This is a genomic window from Paenibacillus pasadenensis, assembly GCF_023715725.1.
In the GTDB taxonomy this organism is placed as follows: domain Bacteria; phylum Bacillota; class Bacilli; order Paenibacillales; family Paenibacillaceae; genus Paenibacillus_O; species Paenibacillus_O pasadenensis_A.
This window is the reverse complement of sequence record NZ_JAMBOT010000023.1, coordinates 1-16,117: the sequence shown is the minus strand read 5'-3', so window position 1 is coordinate 16,117 and position 16,117 is coordinate 1. Positions and strand designations below refer to the sequence as shown.

The 16,117-nt window shown below is 54.8% G+C and carries 13 protein-coding genes; 9 read left to right on the top strand and 4 right to left on the bottom strand.

The genetic code is table 11. The features are described from left to right. Positions 1-349: 349 nt before the first annotated feature. From M3223_RS23680 to M3223_RS23670, 3 genes are all read right to left on the bottom strand, one after another. Entirely contained in the window at positions 350-1,525 is a 1,176-nt protein-coding gene (locus tag M3223_RS23680; RefSeq protein WP_251566227.1) for a glycine C-acetyltransferase, read from the bottom strand. 31 nt (positions 1,526-1,556) lie between these two features. Continuing rightward, positions 1,557-2,600 (bottom strand): L-threonine 3-dehydrogenase, encoded by a 1,044-nt coding sequence (tdh, locus tag M3223_RS23675; protein ID WP_251566224.1) that lies wholly within the window; start codon positions 2,598-2,600, stop codon positions 1,557-1,559. 661 nt (positions 2,601-3,261) lie between these two features. Then, a complete protein-coding gene (locus tag M3223_RS23670) occupies positions 3,262-3,816 on the bottom strand; it encodes a helix-turn-helix domain-containing protein (RefSeq protein WP_251566222.1) in 555 nt (184 codons plus the stop codon). Positions 3,817-4,004: 188 nt separating this feature from the next. Between M3223_RS23670 and M3223_RS23665 the strand changes: the two genes are divergently transcribed. The 4 genes from M3223_RS23665 to M3223_RS23650 all read left to right on the top strand — a co-directional run bounded on the left by M3223_RS23665 (position 4,005) and on the right by M3223_RS23650 (position 8,984). Further along, positions 4,005-4,901: an alpha/beta hydrolase gene (locus M3223_RS23665; protein ID WP_251566220.1), complete on the top strand. Its 897-nt coding sequence runs from the start codon at positions 4,005-4,007 to the stop codon at positions 4,899-4,901. Positions 4,902-4,918: 17 nt separating this feature from the next. Continuing rightward, positions 4,919-5,737 (top strand): alpha/beta fold hydrolase, encoded by an 819-nt coding sequence (locus tag M3223_RS23660; protein ID WP_251566219.1) that lies wholly within the window; start codon positions 4,919-4,921, stop codon positions 5,735-5,737. Between the two features lie 149 nt (positions 5,738-5,886). Continuing rightward, positions 5,887-7,158, top strand: a complete 1,272-nt coding sequence (locus M3223_RS23655; RefSeq protein WP_251566217.1) for a glycosyltransferase family 2 protein — start codon at positions 5,887-5,889, stop codon at positions 7,156-7,158. Continuing rightward, on the top strand, positions 7,155-8,984 hold the full coding sequence (locus M3223_RS23650) for a glycosyltransferase family 2 protein (RefSeq protein WP_251566215.1): 1,830 nt from the start codon (positions 7,155-7,157) through the stop codon (positions 8,982-8,984). The genes M3223_RS23655 and M3223_RS23650 overlap by 4 nt, the downstream gene beginning before the upstream one ends. Before the next feature lie 125 nt (positions 8,985-9,109). Here M3223_RS23650 and M3223_RS23645 read toward each other — a convergent pair whose 3' ends face one another. After that, positions 9,110-9,775, bottom strand: coding sequence for a class I SAM-dependent methyltransferase (locus M3223_RS23645; protein ID WP_251566213.1), 666 nt, complete (start codon positions 9,773-9,775; stop codon positions 9,110-9,112). A gap of 274 nt (positions 9,776-10,049) precedes the next feature. On the opposite strand from M3223_RS23645, the gene M3223_RS23640 reads away from it, so the two are divergent. The 5 genes from M3223_RS23640 (at position 10,050) to M3223_RS23620 (ending at position 15,665) form a co-directional block, all read left to right on the top strand. Next, positions 10,050-11,087, top strand: coding sequence for an ABC transporter substrate-binding protein (locus tag M3223_RS23640; protein ID WP_251566211.1), 1,038 nt, complete (start codon positions 10,050-10,052; stop codon positions 11,085-11,087). Between the two features lie 20 nt (positions 11,088-11,107). Beyond that, positions 11,108-12,055, top strand: a complete 948-nt coding sequence (locus tag M3223_RS23635; RefSeq protein ID WP_251566230.1) for an ABC transporter permease — start codon at positions 11,108-11,110, stop codon at positions 12,053-12,055. Further along, on the top strand, positions 12,055-12,849 hold the full coding sequence (locus M3223_RS23630) for an ABC transporter ATP-binding protein (protein WP_251566209.1): 795 nt from the start codon (positions 12,055-12,057) through the stop codon (positions 12,847-12,849). Before M3223_RS23635 ends, M3223_RS23630 begins: the two co-directional genes overlap by 1 nt. 303 nt (positions 12,850-13,152) lie before the next feature. Beyond that, positions 13,153-14,199, top strand: coding sequence for a glycosyltransferase family 2 protein (locus tag M3223_RS23625; protein ID WP_251566228.1), 1,047 nt, complete (start codon positions 13,153-13,155; stop codon positions 14,197-14,199). Positions 14,200-14,210: 11 nt separating this feature from the next. After that, positions 14,211-15,665: a hypothetical protein gene (locus M3223_RS23620; RefSeq protein ID WP_251566207.1), complete on the top strand. Its 1,455-nt coding sequence runs from the start codon at positions 14,211-14,213 to the stop codon at positions 15,663-15,665. Positions 15,666-16,117: the final 452 nt, after the last annotated feature.

The following is a 16,117-nucleotide window of genomic DNA, read 5'->3' as shown; positions in this document are numbered from 1 at the left end:
ATTTGAATTCATCGTTGTAATGTTGCCGTATTTTCCCCACTGTGAACACCTCACCTTTCGTAGCTTATTTTATCTGATCCACGTTAAGGGGTGTCCACTTTTTATTCTAACTGCATTGACGACCTTAAGAGAGGGGAATTAGCTCGAATGAGTCTGCGTAAGGTCGTTTGACGACCTTAAGAGAGGGGGATTAGCTCGAATGAGTCTGCGTAAGGTCGTTTGACGACCTTAAGAGAGGGGCGATTCACTAAGGCTGCCGCTTAATCAGCAGAACAGAGCAAAAAAATAAGACCAAGGTGAATTCACCTTGGTCTTATGTGAAGCATGAGAGCCGAAGTGTCATCAGCCGCTACACCAGCCCGAACTCGCGTCCAACCTTCAGTACCGCTTGGCGGGCAAACTCCAGATCATCCGCCGTATGAGCGGCGGTTACGATGAAGCGGACGCGGCCTTTATCCGCCGCAACTGTCGGGTACACGATGCCGGGAGCGAATACGCCCTCCTCCAGCAGCCGAGCCGAAAAAGCCATCGTCCGGGCGGAGTCGCCGATGACGATCGGAATAATCGGCGTCTCGCTGACGCCGGTATCGAAGCCGTCGCGCTGCAGCTGCGAACGGAAGGAGTTGGCTGACGCCCACATCCGTTCTCCAAGCTCCGGGCTCGTACGCAGCACCCGGATCGCTTCCAGGCAGCTGGCTGCTACCGCTGGCGTTTGCGAGGTGCTGAACAGAAACGGACGAGCTTTGTGGATGAGATATTCCTTAAGCTCCTGGCTGCCGGCTGCATATCCGCCTACAACGCCGACCGCTTTGGAAAGCGTGCCGATCTGGATATGAACCCGGCCGTGCAGGCCAAAATGATCGGTCGTTCCTTTGCCGCAGCGGCCAAGCACTCCGCTTGCATGAGCATCGTCAATACAGACGACGGCATCGTACCGCTCGGCCAGCTCGACGATTTGCGGGAGCGGCGCGATGTCGCCGTCCATGCTGAATACGCCGTCTGTTACGATAAAGCGGGTTCGATGGCCGGAAGCTCCTTTTAGCGCCTCCTCCAGGCTGTCCATATCTTTATGCTTGTATATGCGGCGAGCCGCCTTGGTCAGCCGGATGCCGTCGATAATGCTGGCATGATTGAGCTCGTCGCTGATGACAATATCCTCTTCGCCTAATAGCGTGCCGAAGACGCCTTGATTCGTCGTAAAACCCGACTGGAACACAAGCGCGGCTTCGGTTCCTTTAAAATCGGCCAGCTCCCGCTCCAGCTGATCATGTACATCAAGCGTGCCGGAAATCGTGCGAACGGAGCCAGCTCCGACGCCGTATTTTTGTGTCGCTTCAATAGCCGCTTGTTTCAGGCGCGGATGATCCGTCAAGCCAAGATAGTTGTTCGACGCCATCTGCAGCACGCGCCGCCCGCCAATCTCCATCCACGGCCCAGAGCCGCTTTCCCACACGGCAGGCATCCGGTAGCGGCCTTGATTTTTCAGCTGTTCCAGCTCCTCGCGAAGCCTCTCCAATCCACTCATAGGTTCCTCTCCTTCGGTCAGCCTGGGATATTTAATGCTTAAACACAATTTTGGCGCACTGCCCGGAGCTCATCAGCTGAAACGCTTCCTCGTACCGGTCCAATGTAAACGTATAGTCCACCAGCCTGCTCAAATCGATGCGCCCGGCATCCAGCAGCCCTTTGAGCTGATGCCAGGTTTGATACATTCTTCTGCCTGTAATTCCATGCACCTGCAAGCCTTTGAAAATAATATGGCGTCCCAGATCGATCGGTACCGCTTTGGCGGGAATTCCGAGCAGGGAAACGCGTCCGGCGTTGGCCATCGCCTCCAGCAAGCTATTGATAGCCCCGCCGTTGCCGGACATCTCCAGACCAACCTCCACGCCTGAGCCGCCGGTAAGCCGTCTCAGCTCAGCGGCAACATCCATGCCGGGTACCGGCTTCACGCATGCATCCGCGCCGAGCTTGGCCGCCAAGCTAAGCCTGTAGTCATGCAGGTCAACGGCGATGATGCGTCCGGCTCCAACAGCCTTGGCGACCTGAATCGCCATTAGGCCAATCGGCCCGCAGCCGATGACAGCGACCGAACGGCCGACAATACCGCCGGACAAAACGGTGTGCACCGCATTGCCGAGCGGGTCCTGCAGGCAAGCCAGCTCATGCGGCAGCGAAGGATCATTATGAATGATGTTGACGGCTTTAGTTACCGCGTAGTCGGCAAAACAGCCCGGCGCACTGATGCCAAAGCTGCGCGTATTCGGGCAGACATGGGCATTGCCGGAGCGGCATTGCTTGCAATCGCCGCATACGATATGACCCTCTGCGGATACATTGTCGCCAGGAGAAATGCCTTTGACAGCGCTTCCCACTTCATCCACGACGCCTGCGAATTCGTGGCCGAACACGTTCGGGGTCACGACATTTTGCTCCGCCCATTCATCCCAGTGATAAATATGCATGTCGGTGCCGCAAATAGAGCTCGCTTTGACGCGAATCCGCACCTCATCCGGGGCAATGTCCGGCACGGGAAGCTCCATGAGTACCGCTCCCGCTTTGCGCTCGGCCTTCACGAGGCCGATCATGCTCGTTGTCATGCTCATTCTCCTTATGAGAAAATATGCAATATAGCGAATATATGTTCATTATATAGAACAATTCCGTATGTAATAGTATATTAGAGGCAGAGCTTTTGTAAACAAGAAATGATAAGGATATTCAACAAAAATGATAATTTTGAAGAGAAATTGCCTCAAATGCACAAAGAATGCTGTTTATGAAGGGCGATGATGGCGCTAGAGACTCTAAATAGCGTAAAAAAGCCGCCAATCACACAGCATAAGCTGTATGAACGGCGGGCTGGAGGCAAACGTGGAGAAGCCGCTGGGGTAAGGCCGCAGAGTGGCTTTAATTCGATTCAGAAATGGTATTTTGGATAAGATAAGTCCCAAAAGGGATCAATTTTCAACGTTAATGTGGAAAATGGCTGAATTAAGCCCCAAAAACCCCTTATTATGCCTGTTTCGCAAGATTCTCTGTTCATTAAGACCGAAAATGGTCTTATCTGCCCGGGGAACATCATTAGCGGCTTGAAGAACAGCACATCAGCATCTGCACATCAGCATCTGCACATCAGCATCTGCACATCAGCATCTGCACATCAGCACATTAGCATCAGCACATCAGCACATCAGCATCAGCACATTAGCACATCATACATCCGCACATCCGGGCTGCAAGAACTCTGCCTGTCCTGCGCTAAAACGGGTACCGAATGACGCTCTGCAGCTCTGTCTCCGTATCGGATTCGTTGTAGTAAGCATGGGTCTGGTCGGCGCTGAAACGGAGCGCGTCTCCCTCGGAGACGGTATACCACTCTGCGCCAATGCGCAGGCGAAGCGTGCCGCGGGTTACGGTCACATATTCCTCGACACCCTCATGATGCGGCTCTGCCTCGTACTGGCAGCCCGGCTGCATGAGCACGCGGTAAATTTCCGACCGTGACTCGTCCGTATAAGGGAACAGCGGGTAGCTGAGATATCGCCCGTCGCCGGATGTAATCGGAATGACGTCCGCAGCGCGGACAAGCGTGACGGTCGTCCGGTCTTCCTCAATCAAATCGGTGACGGAGACACGGAGTCCGCTGGCTATTTTCCATAACACGGTTATGGTCGGGTTGGAATCCGCGCGCTCGATCTGCGCAAGCATCGTCTTGCTGACGCCAGTCAGCTCGGACAGCTTATCAAGGCTGTGGCCTCTGGATTTGCGGATTCTCTTGAGGTTGCGGGCTACTCGTAGCACCATCGTATCCATGAGACACCTCCGTACAAAAGTGATCTCCTATTCTAGCACGATGAAGCGGTGCCGCGTCAACGGTGGGTTGATATTACCGGCCGCCCATGTCCGTACAAGCCGTGCAAAAACAATTGCGTCCGGTTGCTCACGCCCAAGTCAGGTTATACCTATATTAAGACTATAGGCGGCAAAGGAGCGTGCTGCGGATGATACATGAAGAGCTGAAATGGACCTGCCGCGACGGCGTCCGCATCTATGGCTGCCGTTGGCTTCCGGAGGGAAAACCGGTCAAAGCGGCTGTTGGCATTGTGCATGGACTTGGCGAGCATTGCGGAGCTTACGGGCATGTTGCGAAACCTTTTACGGAGCGTGGTTACGCTGTTTATGCCTTTGATCAGCGAGGACACGGTCGGACGGAGGGTCGGCGCGGAGACTGTCTGGGGTATGACTCGCTGCTGGAGCCGATTGAGCTGCTGCTGGAAGATATGAAACGGGAATTCGGCGGACTGCCGCTTTTCTTATATAGCCATAGCATGGGCGGAAATTTAGTGCTGAACTATGTGCTGAAACATTCGCCTCCATTGGCCGGCGCAGTTGCAGCCGGACCATGGCTGAGGCTGGCTGCGGCAGCGCCGCCTTTGCCGCTCGTTTTGGGCAGGATAAAGGAACGGGTACGCCGCAATTATCGATATCCGCTCGGCAATCAGCTGAGCACAACCGATCCTGATATGCTGCGCCGGTATTTCGAGGACCCTCTGCGCCATGCCCGGATTACGCTGCGGACGTTCAGCGCGGTTAGCCGCGCCGGACGCTGGGCGCTCCGGCATGCGCACAAGCTGCGGCTGCCGCTTTTGCTTATGCATGGCACTGAAGACCGCGTCACCTCCTGCCAGGCGAGCCGTCTTTTTGCGACCCGCGCCGGCGGGAGCTGCACGTTCCGGGAATGGTCCGGCTTTCGCCACGAGCTGCACACGGAGGCAGGACGCCGTGAGGTAATGATATTTGCGCTGGATTGGATGGATAACCGCTGTTTCTTTTCCACATCGAATTCAATGCTGACAGACCGTTGTCAGGAATCTTCTGGTAATCTTATTTTAAGATGACGAGGAGGGCGATTGGGATGAGTTCAGCCATTAAAGGTCAAGCGGTGCAGGTATCGGGAAGCAGGGTATGGACGGAAGTTTCGGGAACGGCGGATAGAGGGACGGTGCTGCTGTTCCATGCGGCGATTGCCGACAGCAGGCTGTGGGACAATACCGTTCCTGCGCTTCATGAGGCGGGATATCGGACGGTGTGTTTTGATATGCCCGGCATGGGGCAATCCGAGCTCCCGGAGGGCGAGTACACCGTATACGAAACGGCGCGGGAGCTGCTGAAGGAGCTGGGCATCGGTAAAGTGTCGCTGGTCGGCGTATCCGCAGGCAGCCATTGTGCGCTGGAGTTCGCTGCGGCATATCCGGAGCTTACGGAAAAGCTTGCGTTAGTGAACGGGAGCATTTTCGGCTCCATCGAGTATTCCGAACAGATGCAGCATGATGATGCGGCATTTGAGCAGGTAATTGGCTCCGGCGATATGAGCGCGGCGGCGCGCGTCTGGACTGAGATGTGGCTGGACGGGCCGGGACAGCCGTCAACACGCGTTAATCCGGACGTACGGGAAGCTTTTCAACGGTATATGATGGAGCGTCTGCCGAGCATGCAGACTTACCGTTATCCCCGTATGATGATGGATCTCGTCAATCGGCTGCCGGAGCTGGACATTCCGGTGCTTAGCGTATCCGGCGCGCTGGATTATGCCGATACGTTCACGCTGCTTCCGTTGCTGGAGCAGGGGCTGAAAGATTGGCGCGGCGTTGTGCTGGAGCATTCCGCGCATTTTCCGATGCTGGACGATCCGGCTGGTTTGAACCGCGCGCTGATCAAGTTTTTTGGAGAATAACGCTGCGGCTGCAAGTCGTCGCCTGCTGCGCCTGAGCTGGAGCATGCACTGGGATACGGGCCGCGCCGCTTAATCGATGCGATGCAGCAAATCCGTCATGCCGTCTTCGATTGCTACATAAATATGTGGCATGGGAGGCGGCCTTTACTATGATAAAGACAAGCATTGTTATTCTTACGCATAACCAGCTGGAATACACGCTACGCTGTCTGGAAAGCATCCGGCTGCACACGGAGGATTACGAGCTGATTCTGGTTGATAACGGCTCGACCGACGGCACGGCTGAGGTGCTGCTGCGCAGCTCCTTCAAAACGGTGCTTAATCCGGTCAACGAAGGTTTTGCCAAAGGCTGCAATCAGGGCCTAGCTTTGGCTGAAGGCGAGTATGTGCTTTTTCTGAACAATGACACGGTCGTAACGCCGGGCTGGCTGAATGCAATGCTGAGACTGTTCCAGGATGAACCGTTATGCGGAATGGTCGGACCCGTGAGCAACTACGTCAGCGGGCCTCAGCAGATCGAGGCGGGGTACGGGCCGGGCGTGGAAGGCTTGGAGGCTTTTGCGGCTTCAAGATTACCGGTTTGGAGAAACCATTGCTGGGAGCTGCCCAGACTGGTTGGCTTCTGTCTGCTCCTAAGACGCTCGCTGGCACAGCAGCTGGGCGGCTTCGACGAGCGGTTCGGCCTCGGCAATTACGAGGATGACGACCTGTGCATGCGAGTAAGCCGCGAAGGCTGGCGTCTGCTCGTTGCCTGTGATTCTTTTGTGCATCATTACGGGCATGTGACGATGAACGCGCTGGAGGATTTTGACCTGCCCGGGCTGCTGCAGCGCAATAAGGCTATCGCCAACTCCAAATGGGGCGATGATCTCGTTGATATGCTTTACCGGCGTGTTCCGACGCTCAGTTGCGCCATCGGCATGGGGGAGAGCGGCGATCCGGAGTCACTGGAGCGGACGCTGGACAGCATTATCGGATTTGCGGACGAAATTATGATTATTCACTACGGCGGGGACGAGAGCTGGGAAGCCGCGCGCCGTATCGGAGCGCAGCGTGATCTGAAGACGGTACGGGCGGGCCGCAGCGAAACGGCCGGGACGATTACGGCTTTGTACGAAGCCGGACGCGATTACGTTTTGTGGCTGCGGGCCGGAGAGGAGCTTGGGCAGGAGCAGGGACGCCGCCTGATGGCTGTGCGCAGAAAACTGGGGCTGCAAGCCGGAACGCCGCTGGTCGCGCTGCAGCTACCGGACGGCAGCGTTGCGATGCGAATGGCGCTTGTTGGAGCAAGGCCGGAATGGGATGCTGAAGCCGGAGGTTACGTGCTTGGAGGCCTTATGAAAGCGCGAATTTCGGGGGGCGGAGGAGGCTTGGCCCCGGTTATTCTATCCGGCTTGCCCGGAAAGGAGGGGCCGAAATGAGCCTACTGCATCGTCCGGCAGGAGAATGGCCGGTAAGCTTGCTGAAGCCGGGGGTTACGTTTGAGACAAAATGTTATGAGCAGGATTGGCGGGAGCTGCTGCTCACCGACCGGCTGAGCCGCGCGATCGGGCTGCACCGGTATTCTTTTGCCGAACGGGTCTTGTACATTAATAATGTGGAGCAGCCGGATACGGTTTGCCGGCATGCGCAGCGGCTCGTTGACGAGGGCGTGCTCACCTCCTATGTCGTCGTAGACGATTACAGCGAGGAAGCGCTGCGTTTTTTCGGGCTGAAGCGCGAGGATTTCCAGGGCGGGTATTACTATTCCATTGCGGAGCTGGTCAGCATTTATTTGTGCCGCACGGATTATTTGCTGCATTACGCCGGAGATTGCATGCTGGAGGAGCCAGTGGAATGGGTGGAGCCCGCCTTAAAAAGAATGCGGCTGCAGCCGTCCATCGTGTGCGCCAATCCCGTTCCGAACGGCTGGCATGAGGCAGCTCGGCGGGAGGCGATGGTGACGCATGGCGACTTTCATCTCGGCTACGGTTTTTCCGATCAGTGTTATCTCATTCGCACCCTGGATTTCAAAGCCCGTATTTACAACGAGAAACATTCCGACTCCGAGCGTTATCCGGCATATGGCGGGGAGCTTTTCGAAAAACGGGTGGACGCCTGGATGCGCAGCTCCGGCCTGCTGCGGCTGACGTGGCGGCACGGCTGTTACTGGCATCGGGGCATCCGCAGCTCAACGGCTGAGCTTGGTTCCCAAGAGCGGAAAGAGACTGCCAATGTAAGCAGCTTTTCGCCTGATAATGCGTCAGCCGGCGGCGGGGCTGCTATCTATGAAACTTCCCCCGGGCAGATCGTTCACGAGCTTGCGGAGCCTGCGTTGGCCTGTTATCGTGCTGGCGTCAAGGCGATGGAGGAGCAGGAATATGAAACGGCCATCGTCTGGCTGCAGCTGGCTGACAGCGCCAGAGCGCGGGAGCAGCAGGCGGGCAAGGAGCCCGATTCAAGCCTGAAATGGCTGCCGCTGCTGCAGCTGGCGGTCTGTTACGACCGGCTCGGCCAAACGGAAAAAGCCTGGCTGAGCAATGAGGCGGCATCCGTCTATGCGCCGGACGGACAGCCGAGCATTGCGGCTAACCGGATTTATTTGCGCGGACTGTTGGATGCTTGTGAGGAAGAGAGGAATGCCGTGCGGAGCGAGGCAGCCGGAAACACCGCCGCTGGAGCTGCTGCTGGAGACGAAGGGCTGCTGCTGTCGGTGCTCATCCCGTCGCTGCCCGAGCGAAGCGCTTCGTTAGCCGCGGTGCTGGAGGAGCTGCAAGCGCAGCTGCTGGGGCAGCCGGTAGAGCTGCTGGTGCTTTCGGATAACCGCAAACGGACGACGGGCGCAAAGCGCAATTCGCTGCTCCAGCAGGCTAAAGGGCGTTTCGTTGTCTTTGCCGACGATGACGACCGGCTGTCGCATGATTATGTGGCGAAGCTTGTGGAAGCGATCCGCCGCGAACCGGACTCCGACTGCATCGTGTTTGATGTGATGGTGTACTCCGGCGGACAGCCGTTCCGTTTGTGCAAATACGGCACTGAGTACGAATACGGGATGGATTATAATTATTATTACCGCAAACCAAACCACCTGATGGCTTACCGGAAGGAAATTGCGCTAAAACATCCGTTTGCCGATCTCAGTTATGGAGAGGACGACGAGTGGGCTGCGCGGGCGAGTGCAGAGGTGAAGCGCCAAGTGAGAATAGATGCGGTGTTATATCATTATGACTGGGCGATCAAGCCTCAGTCGTGGTATGCGGAATCTTAATGCGACATGGAAAAGGCATCCGGTTGCGGCAGCTGTTTGCTGTCGTGTGACGGATGCCTTTTTTATAATGATATAAAATCACCGCATGCGCCTCCGGTTGCGGGTTCCAGCAGCCTTTAGTCCCTTCAGTCTCCGTAATGCTCCCTCAACTTTGGCACGTTTTCCAGCAGCTGCTGCGTGAGCGGACTGACGCCGTTTGGAGCGACTACGCCAAGTCCGGCCGAATGCGGAAAGCTGAACGAGGGAAAACGCGCCGACAGCTCCTCCCACCATTTCCAGACGCCAAAGTCCCATATCCGTACTTCCGTATCGTGAATCAGCAGCAGTCCTCCGGGCGCAAGCTTCGGCATCCACAGCTCGCAGTCATGGCGCACCGCCTCATAGGTATGCAGGCCGTCCACATGCACGATATCAACCGAGCCGTCGGCAAAAAGCCCGTTCGCCTCATCAAAAGTGGAGCGTACAAGACGTGCATGCGGATAGCGTTCCGCCGTGCGGCTGACGAGCGAATAGACCGATTCCCCGTATGCGCCGGAATGGGCGTCCCCCTCCCAGGTATCAACGGCGTGCAGCACCGTGCCGTCGAGCGACAGATCCTTAGCCGCCTGGCAGAAGCTGAAAAAGGAGCTGCCGTAGTGGGTGCCCAGCTCTACCGCACAAGCCGGCTTCATATTGGCGATAAGATCGTAGCCGAAGCGAAGATGTCCCCTCCAGGCCGACTCGCTGTGGAAGAGCGGGGAAATGCTATTCATTTCAAAAATAGGTTCGTGAAATTTCCAAATTCCCTCCATATTCATCCCCTTCCGAATGTGTCCGAAGCTTCTCTTTAGCCTATGAACGGATCTGTTTTATATGAAAAAACCCTGTGTTTTGTTCCTGTTTCCGCTTCGCTTGACTGTTGCGCTGCCCCTTGCTCGGACCGCCGCTTTGGCCCGTTGGGCCAGTCATGCTTTAATTGACGAATGGGGCAAAGGGACTTAAACTGGGGGTATTGCGTTTGCACTGATTTAATAAAGGCGAAAGATAGCGGTAACACGAAGAAAACAGTAGAAAAGGGGATCGGGTATGAGCAAAAAAATATGGGCTGCGGCATTGCTGTCGCTGACACTGGTCGCTGCGGGCTGCGGCGCCAAAAACACAGGCAATGAGGCAACGCCGGCTCCGTCCGCTGGAGGCGCAGCTGAAGGCAAAACGTACACAATCGCCATTTCGCAGATTGTTGAGCATCCGTCCCTGGATGCAACCCGCCAAGGTTTTCTTGACGCGCTGAAGGAAGCGGGCATTGAGGAAGGCAAAAACCTGAAGGTGGAGTTTGATACGGCACAGGGAGATCAGAGCAATAACCTGTCCATCGCCCAAAAAATTGCCGGCAATAAAGTGGATTTAGCGCTCGGAATTGCGACTCCATCCGCTCAAGCCTTGGTAGAGAACGTGAAGGATGCGCCGGTTTTGTTTGCAGCGGTAACCGATCCGGTAGCTTCCAATATTGTTACTAGCATGGACAAGCCTGGCGGCAACGTAACGGGAGCTTCCGATACGAATCCGGCAGCGGTCGTGCAGCTGATGGACTTCATCGCAGCTGAATTCAAAGATGTGAAGACCGTTGGTATGGTCATTAACGAAGGTGAATCCAATGCCGTTGTTATGGCGGACAACGCCGAGAAGGCTCTTGCCAAGCACAACATTAAGCTGATCAAAGCGCCGGTGACGAACACGTCCGAAGTAAAACAAGCGGCTGAGTCGCTTGTAGGCAAAGCGGACGCCATGTTCATCGCTTTGGATAATATGGTTGTAAGCGGCGTTGACGCTCTGATTGAAGTTGCGAACACGAATAAAATCCCGTTCTTCTCCAGCGACCGTGATACGGTTGAGAAGGGCGCATTTGCTACCGTAGGCTTTAAATATTACGATCACGGCTTCCAGGTTGGCCAAATGGCCGCCGAAGTGCTGAAGGACGGCAAAAACCCGGGAGATATGCCGGTAAAAATGCAAGAGAAGCTTGATCTGATTCTTAATCTTAAAGCCGCCGAGGCGCAAGGAATTACCGTTACCGACGGCATGAAAAGCCAGGTCAAGGACGCGGCTGCGAATATTATTCAATAAGAGGTGTTTTTGCTGTGATCATGTCCCTCACGTCCTTTAATGGAGCGATTGAGCTTGGCCTTATTTTTGCCTTGATGGCTCTCGGGGTTTACATCACGTACCGCATTTTGGACTTTCCCGATCTTACTGTAGACGGCAGCTTCACGACTGGAGCCGCTATATCAGTCATTATGATCGGTCACGGCTATCCGGCTTTAATCGCAACATTGGCGGGTATGGCGGGAGGCATGATTGCCGGCGTCTGCACGGGTTTGCTGCATACAAAAGGTAAAATCAACGGTTTGTTAGCCGGTATTCTCATGATGATTGCTTTGTATTCGATTAACTTGAGAATTATGGATAAACCCAATGTGCCGGTTAAGGTCGATGAAGGTCTGCTCGGCGGCTTCATCCGGTCTGATCTGCTCACAGCGGGAGGCGTCTCCTGGATTTACGCTGTGGTGTTGAGCGTAGTTGTAGCTATCATCTGGCTGCTGCTGGTCGCGTTTTTCAAAACCGATATGGGATTAAGCCTGCGCGCAACTGGCGACAACAAACGGATGATCCGCAGCTTCGGCGGCAATACCGACCGCACAACAATTATCGGCGTCAGCCTCTCCAACGGCCTTGTTGCGCTTTCCGGGGCGCTCATTGCGCAGGATGCAGGCTTCGCCGATAACAGCATGGGTATCGGTATGATCGTAATCGGACTTGCCTCCGTCATTATTGGCGAAGCTATTTTCGGCTCTAGAGGCGTGCTAGGCACAACGCTGGCCGTTATCGTCGGCGCTGTTGTTTACCGGGTGGTCATTGCCGCCGCGTTGAATGCCGAATGGCTTAATCTTGAAACCTCCGATCTGAAGCTGATTACGGCTGTAATTGTCATCATTGCGCTTGTTGTGCCGACCGTCAGCCGGTCGATCAAGCAGAAGCGCCAAGCAAGACTCCGCACAGCAGAGCTTGCCCGCAGCGGAAAGGGGGGGCTGTAATGCTTACGATTCAAAACGCCTCCAAGCTGTTTAACGCAGGAACTGCCGATGAGAAAGTTGCTCTAATGAACATTAATCTTCATATGGACAAAGGCGATTTTGTTACAGTTATCGGCAGTAACGGAGCGGGCAAGTCAACGCTGATGAATTTGATTTCAGGCGTAATGAAGCCCGATCTCGGGACTGTCTCCATCTCCGGCTCTGATGTTACCGCTGTGTCGGAGTCGAACCGCAGCCGCTGGATCGGCCGTGTGTTTCAGGACCCGATGGCAGGAACCGCTCCCAACATGACCATTGAGGAGAATCTGGCGATGGCCTACAACCGCGGCAAAATGCGCGGCTTCGGGCTGGCGGTGACGAAGAACCGCCGGAAGATTTTCCGGGAGCAGCTGGAGAAGCTTGGCATTGGGCTGGAAAACCGGCTGCGCGCCAAGGTAGGCCTGCTGTCGGGAGGCGAGCGCCAGGCGCTCAGCCTGCTGATGGCGACGTTCACTCGGCCCGACATTTTGCTGTTGGATGAGCATACGGCGGCACTTGACCCGGCGCGTGCGGAGCTGATTACGCGGCTTACCGAAAGCCTCGTCCGCGAGATGAATCTGACGACGCTCATGGTTACCCACAACATGGAACAAGCGATTCGTCTGGGCAACCGGCTGATTATGATGGATAAAGGCCGTATTATTTTGGACATCCCGGCCAGCCGCAAGCAGGGCATCACCGTGCAACAGCTGCTTGGCGAGTTCGAGCAGATCAGCGGCCAAAAGCTGGCTGACGACCGGCTTGTGCTGGGTTAACCTGCACGTTTGAGCTGAACCGCTGTAGCGGAGAGGCCGCGAAAATCGGGAAATGTTGCTACGAGAAGACAGCCTGCAGGGTCTGTCTGTATGATAAACCCGCTTCTCTTTCATGGGAGGCGGGTTTGTTGTTCTCGGATTATGATTAGGAATAGGAAGCGGGGCAGATTCTTCATATGGAATCTAATGCAAAGCACAAATTGGTATAACCGACTATTTGCGCTCGCAAGGATTTTGGCACTATAATTAGGCATAATTTCGCGTGCATGGCGCATCGGATCAGGGGTGATTGAAGCAGTGGACATTAAGCAGCCAATTCTCGGCATTGTCGTTCCATGTTACAACGAGGAAGAAGTGCTGGAGCTTACCGTCGTGGAGCTTAACGGGATGCTGGAAGGAATGGAGAAGGAAGGTTTAATCTCTCCTGAAAGCTTCATCATGTTTGTAAACGATGGCAGCCGCGACCGTACGTGGCCGTTGATTGCGGAACTTTCTCAGCGCTATAGCCGCGTCTGCGGACTTAATTTGGCAGGCAATGTCGGCCATCAAAGCGCGCTGCTTGGCGGTCTCATGACGGCGAAACGTCATGCTGATTGCCTCGTATCCATCGATGCGGATCTACAGGATGATGTGCGGGCTATTCGCGAGATGGTACTCCGCTACCGTGAGGGCTGCGATATCGTTTATGGCGTGCGCAGCAGCCGCCAGCGGGACACCTGGTTCAAACGGACGACAGCGGAAGGCTTTTATAAAATCATGGAAGGGCTCGGTCTGCGTATCGTCAACAATCATGCGGACTACAGGCTGATGAGCCGCCGTGCGCTGGACGAGCTGGCGAAATTTACGGAAGTTAATATTTTTCTGCGTGGCATGGTGCCGATGCTCGGCTTCCAGACCGGAGTTGTATATTACGAACGGCTAGAGCGCGCCGCTGGCGAGTCCAAATACCCGCTCAAAAAAATGATCAGTTTTGCTTTGGAAGGCATAACGTCGCTTTCCGTTAAGCCGATTCGGATGGTTACGGCGGCTGGATTTATCGTGTTCGCCGTCAGCATCGTCATGGCGATTTACGGGATTGTATCCAATTTGATCGGCAATGCCGTAAGCGGCTGGTCATCGTTAATCGTTTCGCTTTGGTTCATCGGCGGTGTTCAGCTGCTGTCGATCGGATTAATCGGGGAGTACATTGGGAAAATCTACCGCGAGGTCAAGCGCCGTCCGCTCTATATCGTGGAAAAAGAACTTGTGCCGGCTGTCCGCCTTGATAAAGCGGAGCAGTCGCAACATAAAACGGATCTCGAAGCGCAGCAGGATGCGGAGTCTGAGCGCGTGCTTCCTGCATTGTACTAGGAGGAGTCTCTATGAAAGAGCGGCTTAGGCTGGAAATATTCGCCGGAGCCGGAGCAGCCGGCATATTAATTTGGCTGCTTTTTTCAAACCCGTTTATTGGAATGGCCGACAGCGGAGATTTTCTTCGCGTGCTGCTGGTAGCGGGGCTGGACTATAATCCAGCGGCCGTAAGTTATGAGGATCGTTTTTTTAACTGGTCGCACTCTGTTTTTGCGTATGATTCAATCCGCGGAGCCTATATTACATCTCAGCTGATTCCTGTTTATGCGGCCAGGACAATCGGCTGGATTTTTGACCAGTCCGTTTTTCATATCCGCTTTTTGGGAGCTCTATACAGTCTGCTGCTTATTACAGCCGTATATCTAATCGTGCGCGCTGGCAGGCAGTACAGTCTGAGTGCATCGTTCATGCTGGCAGCAGGGCTGCTGTTTATGTTTTTGGATGTTCGTTATACGGTATACTTTAATTCCTTTTATGCCGAGCCGGTATCATTCCTATTTTTGCTGCTTACTGTAGCGGCGGGACTGTGGCTGGCCCATCAGGAGAAGCCGACAACCCGCGTCGTACTGTTTTTCTTTTTCTGTATATTCATGCTCGTATGCAGCAAGCTGCAAAATACGCCGCTGGGCATTATTTTTGCGCTGTACGGCTTGAGACTGCTGCAGCTGCGCTGGGATTTGTCGTGGCGGCGGTTCGTGCTCTGGGGCTGCTCCGTGCTGTTCGCTCTATCGGCGCTGCTTTATACGTTTGCTCCAGACCAGTTTAAGCACATTAATTTGTACCAGACGGTGTTCTACGGCATTCTCAATGAGTCACCCGATGTTGAAGGCGACCTGCGCGATCTGGGCCTTCCGGAAAAGCTGGCCGTGAACGCAGGCACAAATTATTTTCAGAGTGACGCTCCAATTAAGCAGGATTCGCCGGAAATGAAGGCGGATTTCTACGACCGCATGTCGCATGGCAAAGTTCTGCTCTATTATGCAACGCATCCGCAGCGTCTGATCACCTTGCTGGACCGGGCAGCGGAGCGAGGCGTCTATCTTGAAGTGACGTATTTGGGCAACTATGAAAAAGGCGAGGGGAAGCCCGCGCTGGCGGATGTTTACACGTATAGCGGCTGGAGCAGCTTCAAGGCGGAGTACATGCCGCGCTCGTTGTTGTTCATCGTGCTGTTTTATGCGGCGTTTTACGCCGTATGCGTTGTTGAATGGATTCGAAGCCGCAGCCAATCCGTCCGTATGACGGCTGAGCTGCTTATGCTGGTCGGGTTCATCGGGGTGTTTTCCTTTGTTGTGCCTGTACTTGGAGACGGGCTCGCAGACATCGAAAAACATCTGTTCCTGTACAATGTGACCTTTGATATGATGCTGCTGGCATCGGCCGCTTGGCTGGTCCACCGTGTCGCCGTCCTTGTTGGCGACAGGAGAGGACGCCGCCGCAGCGTTTACGGATCCTACCGGATTTAAGTTCAAAAAACCGTTCCTTACCTTGCTTCTTGCAAGGCTGGGACGGTTTTTTTGCGTCTGAAGCGAAATTGAGCGTTTCTCGCAGGCTTTGTTTGTTCTTTAGGCTCTTGAGAATAGGTAAGGGCATTTGACGCCCTTAAGAAGCCTGTAATTGTCGGTTTGGCATTGGTTAAGGGCGTTTCAAGCCCTTAAATCAGGCCGAGACGGACGAAGCGGAGGAAATAAGACCGTTTCTGGTCTTAAATGAGGCCGAGACGGACGAAGCGGAGGAAATAAGACCGTTTCTGGTCTTAAATGAGGCCGAGACGGACGAAGCGGAGGAAATATGCAGTTAGAATAAAAAGTGGACACCCCCTAACGTGGATCAGATAAAATAAGCTACGAAAGGTGAGGTGTTCACAGTGGGGAAAATACGGCAACATTACAACGATGAATTCAAATTAAAAACGGTC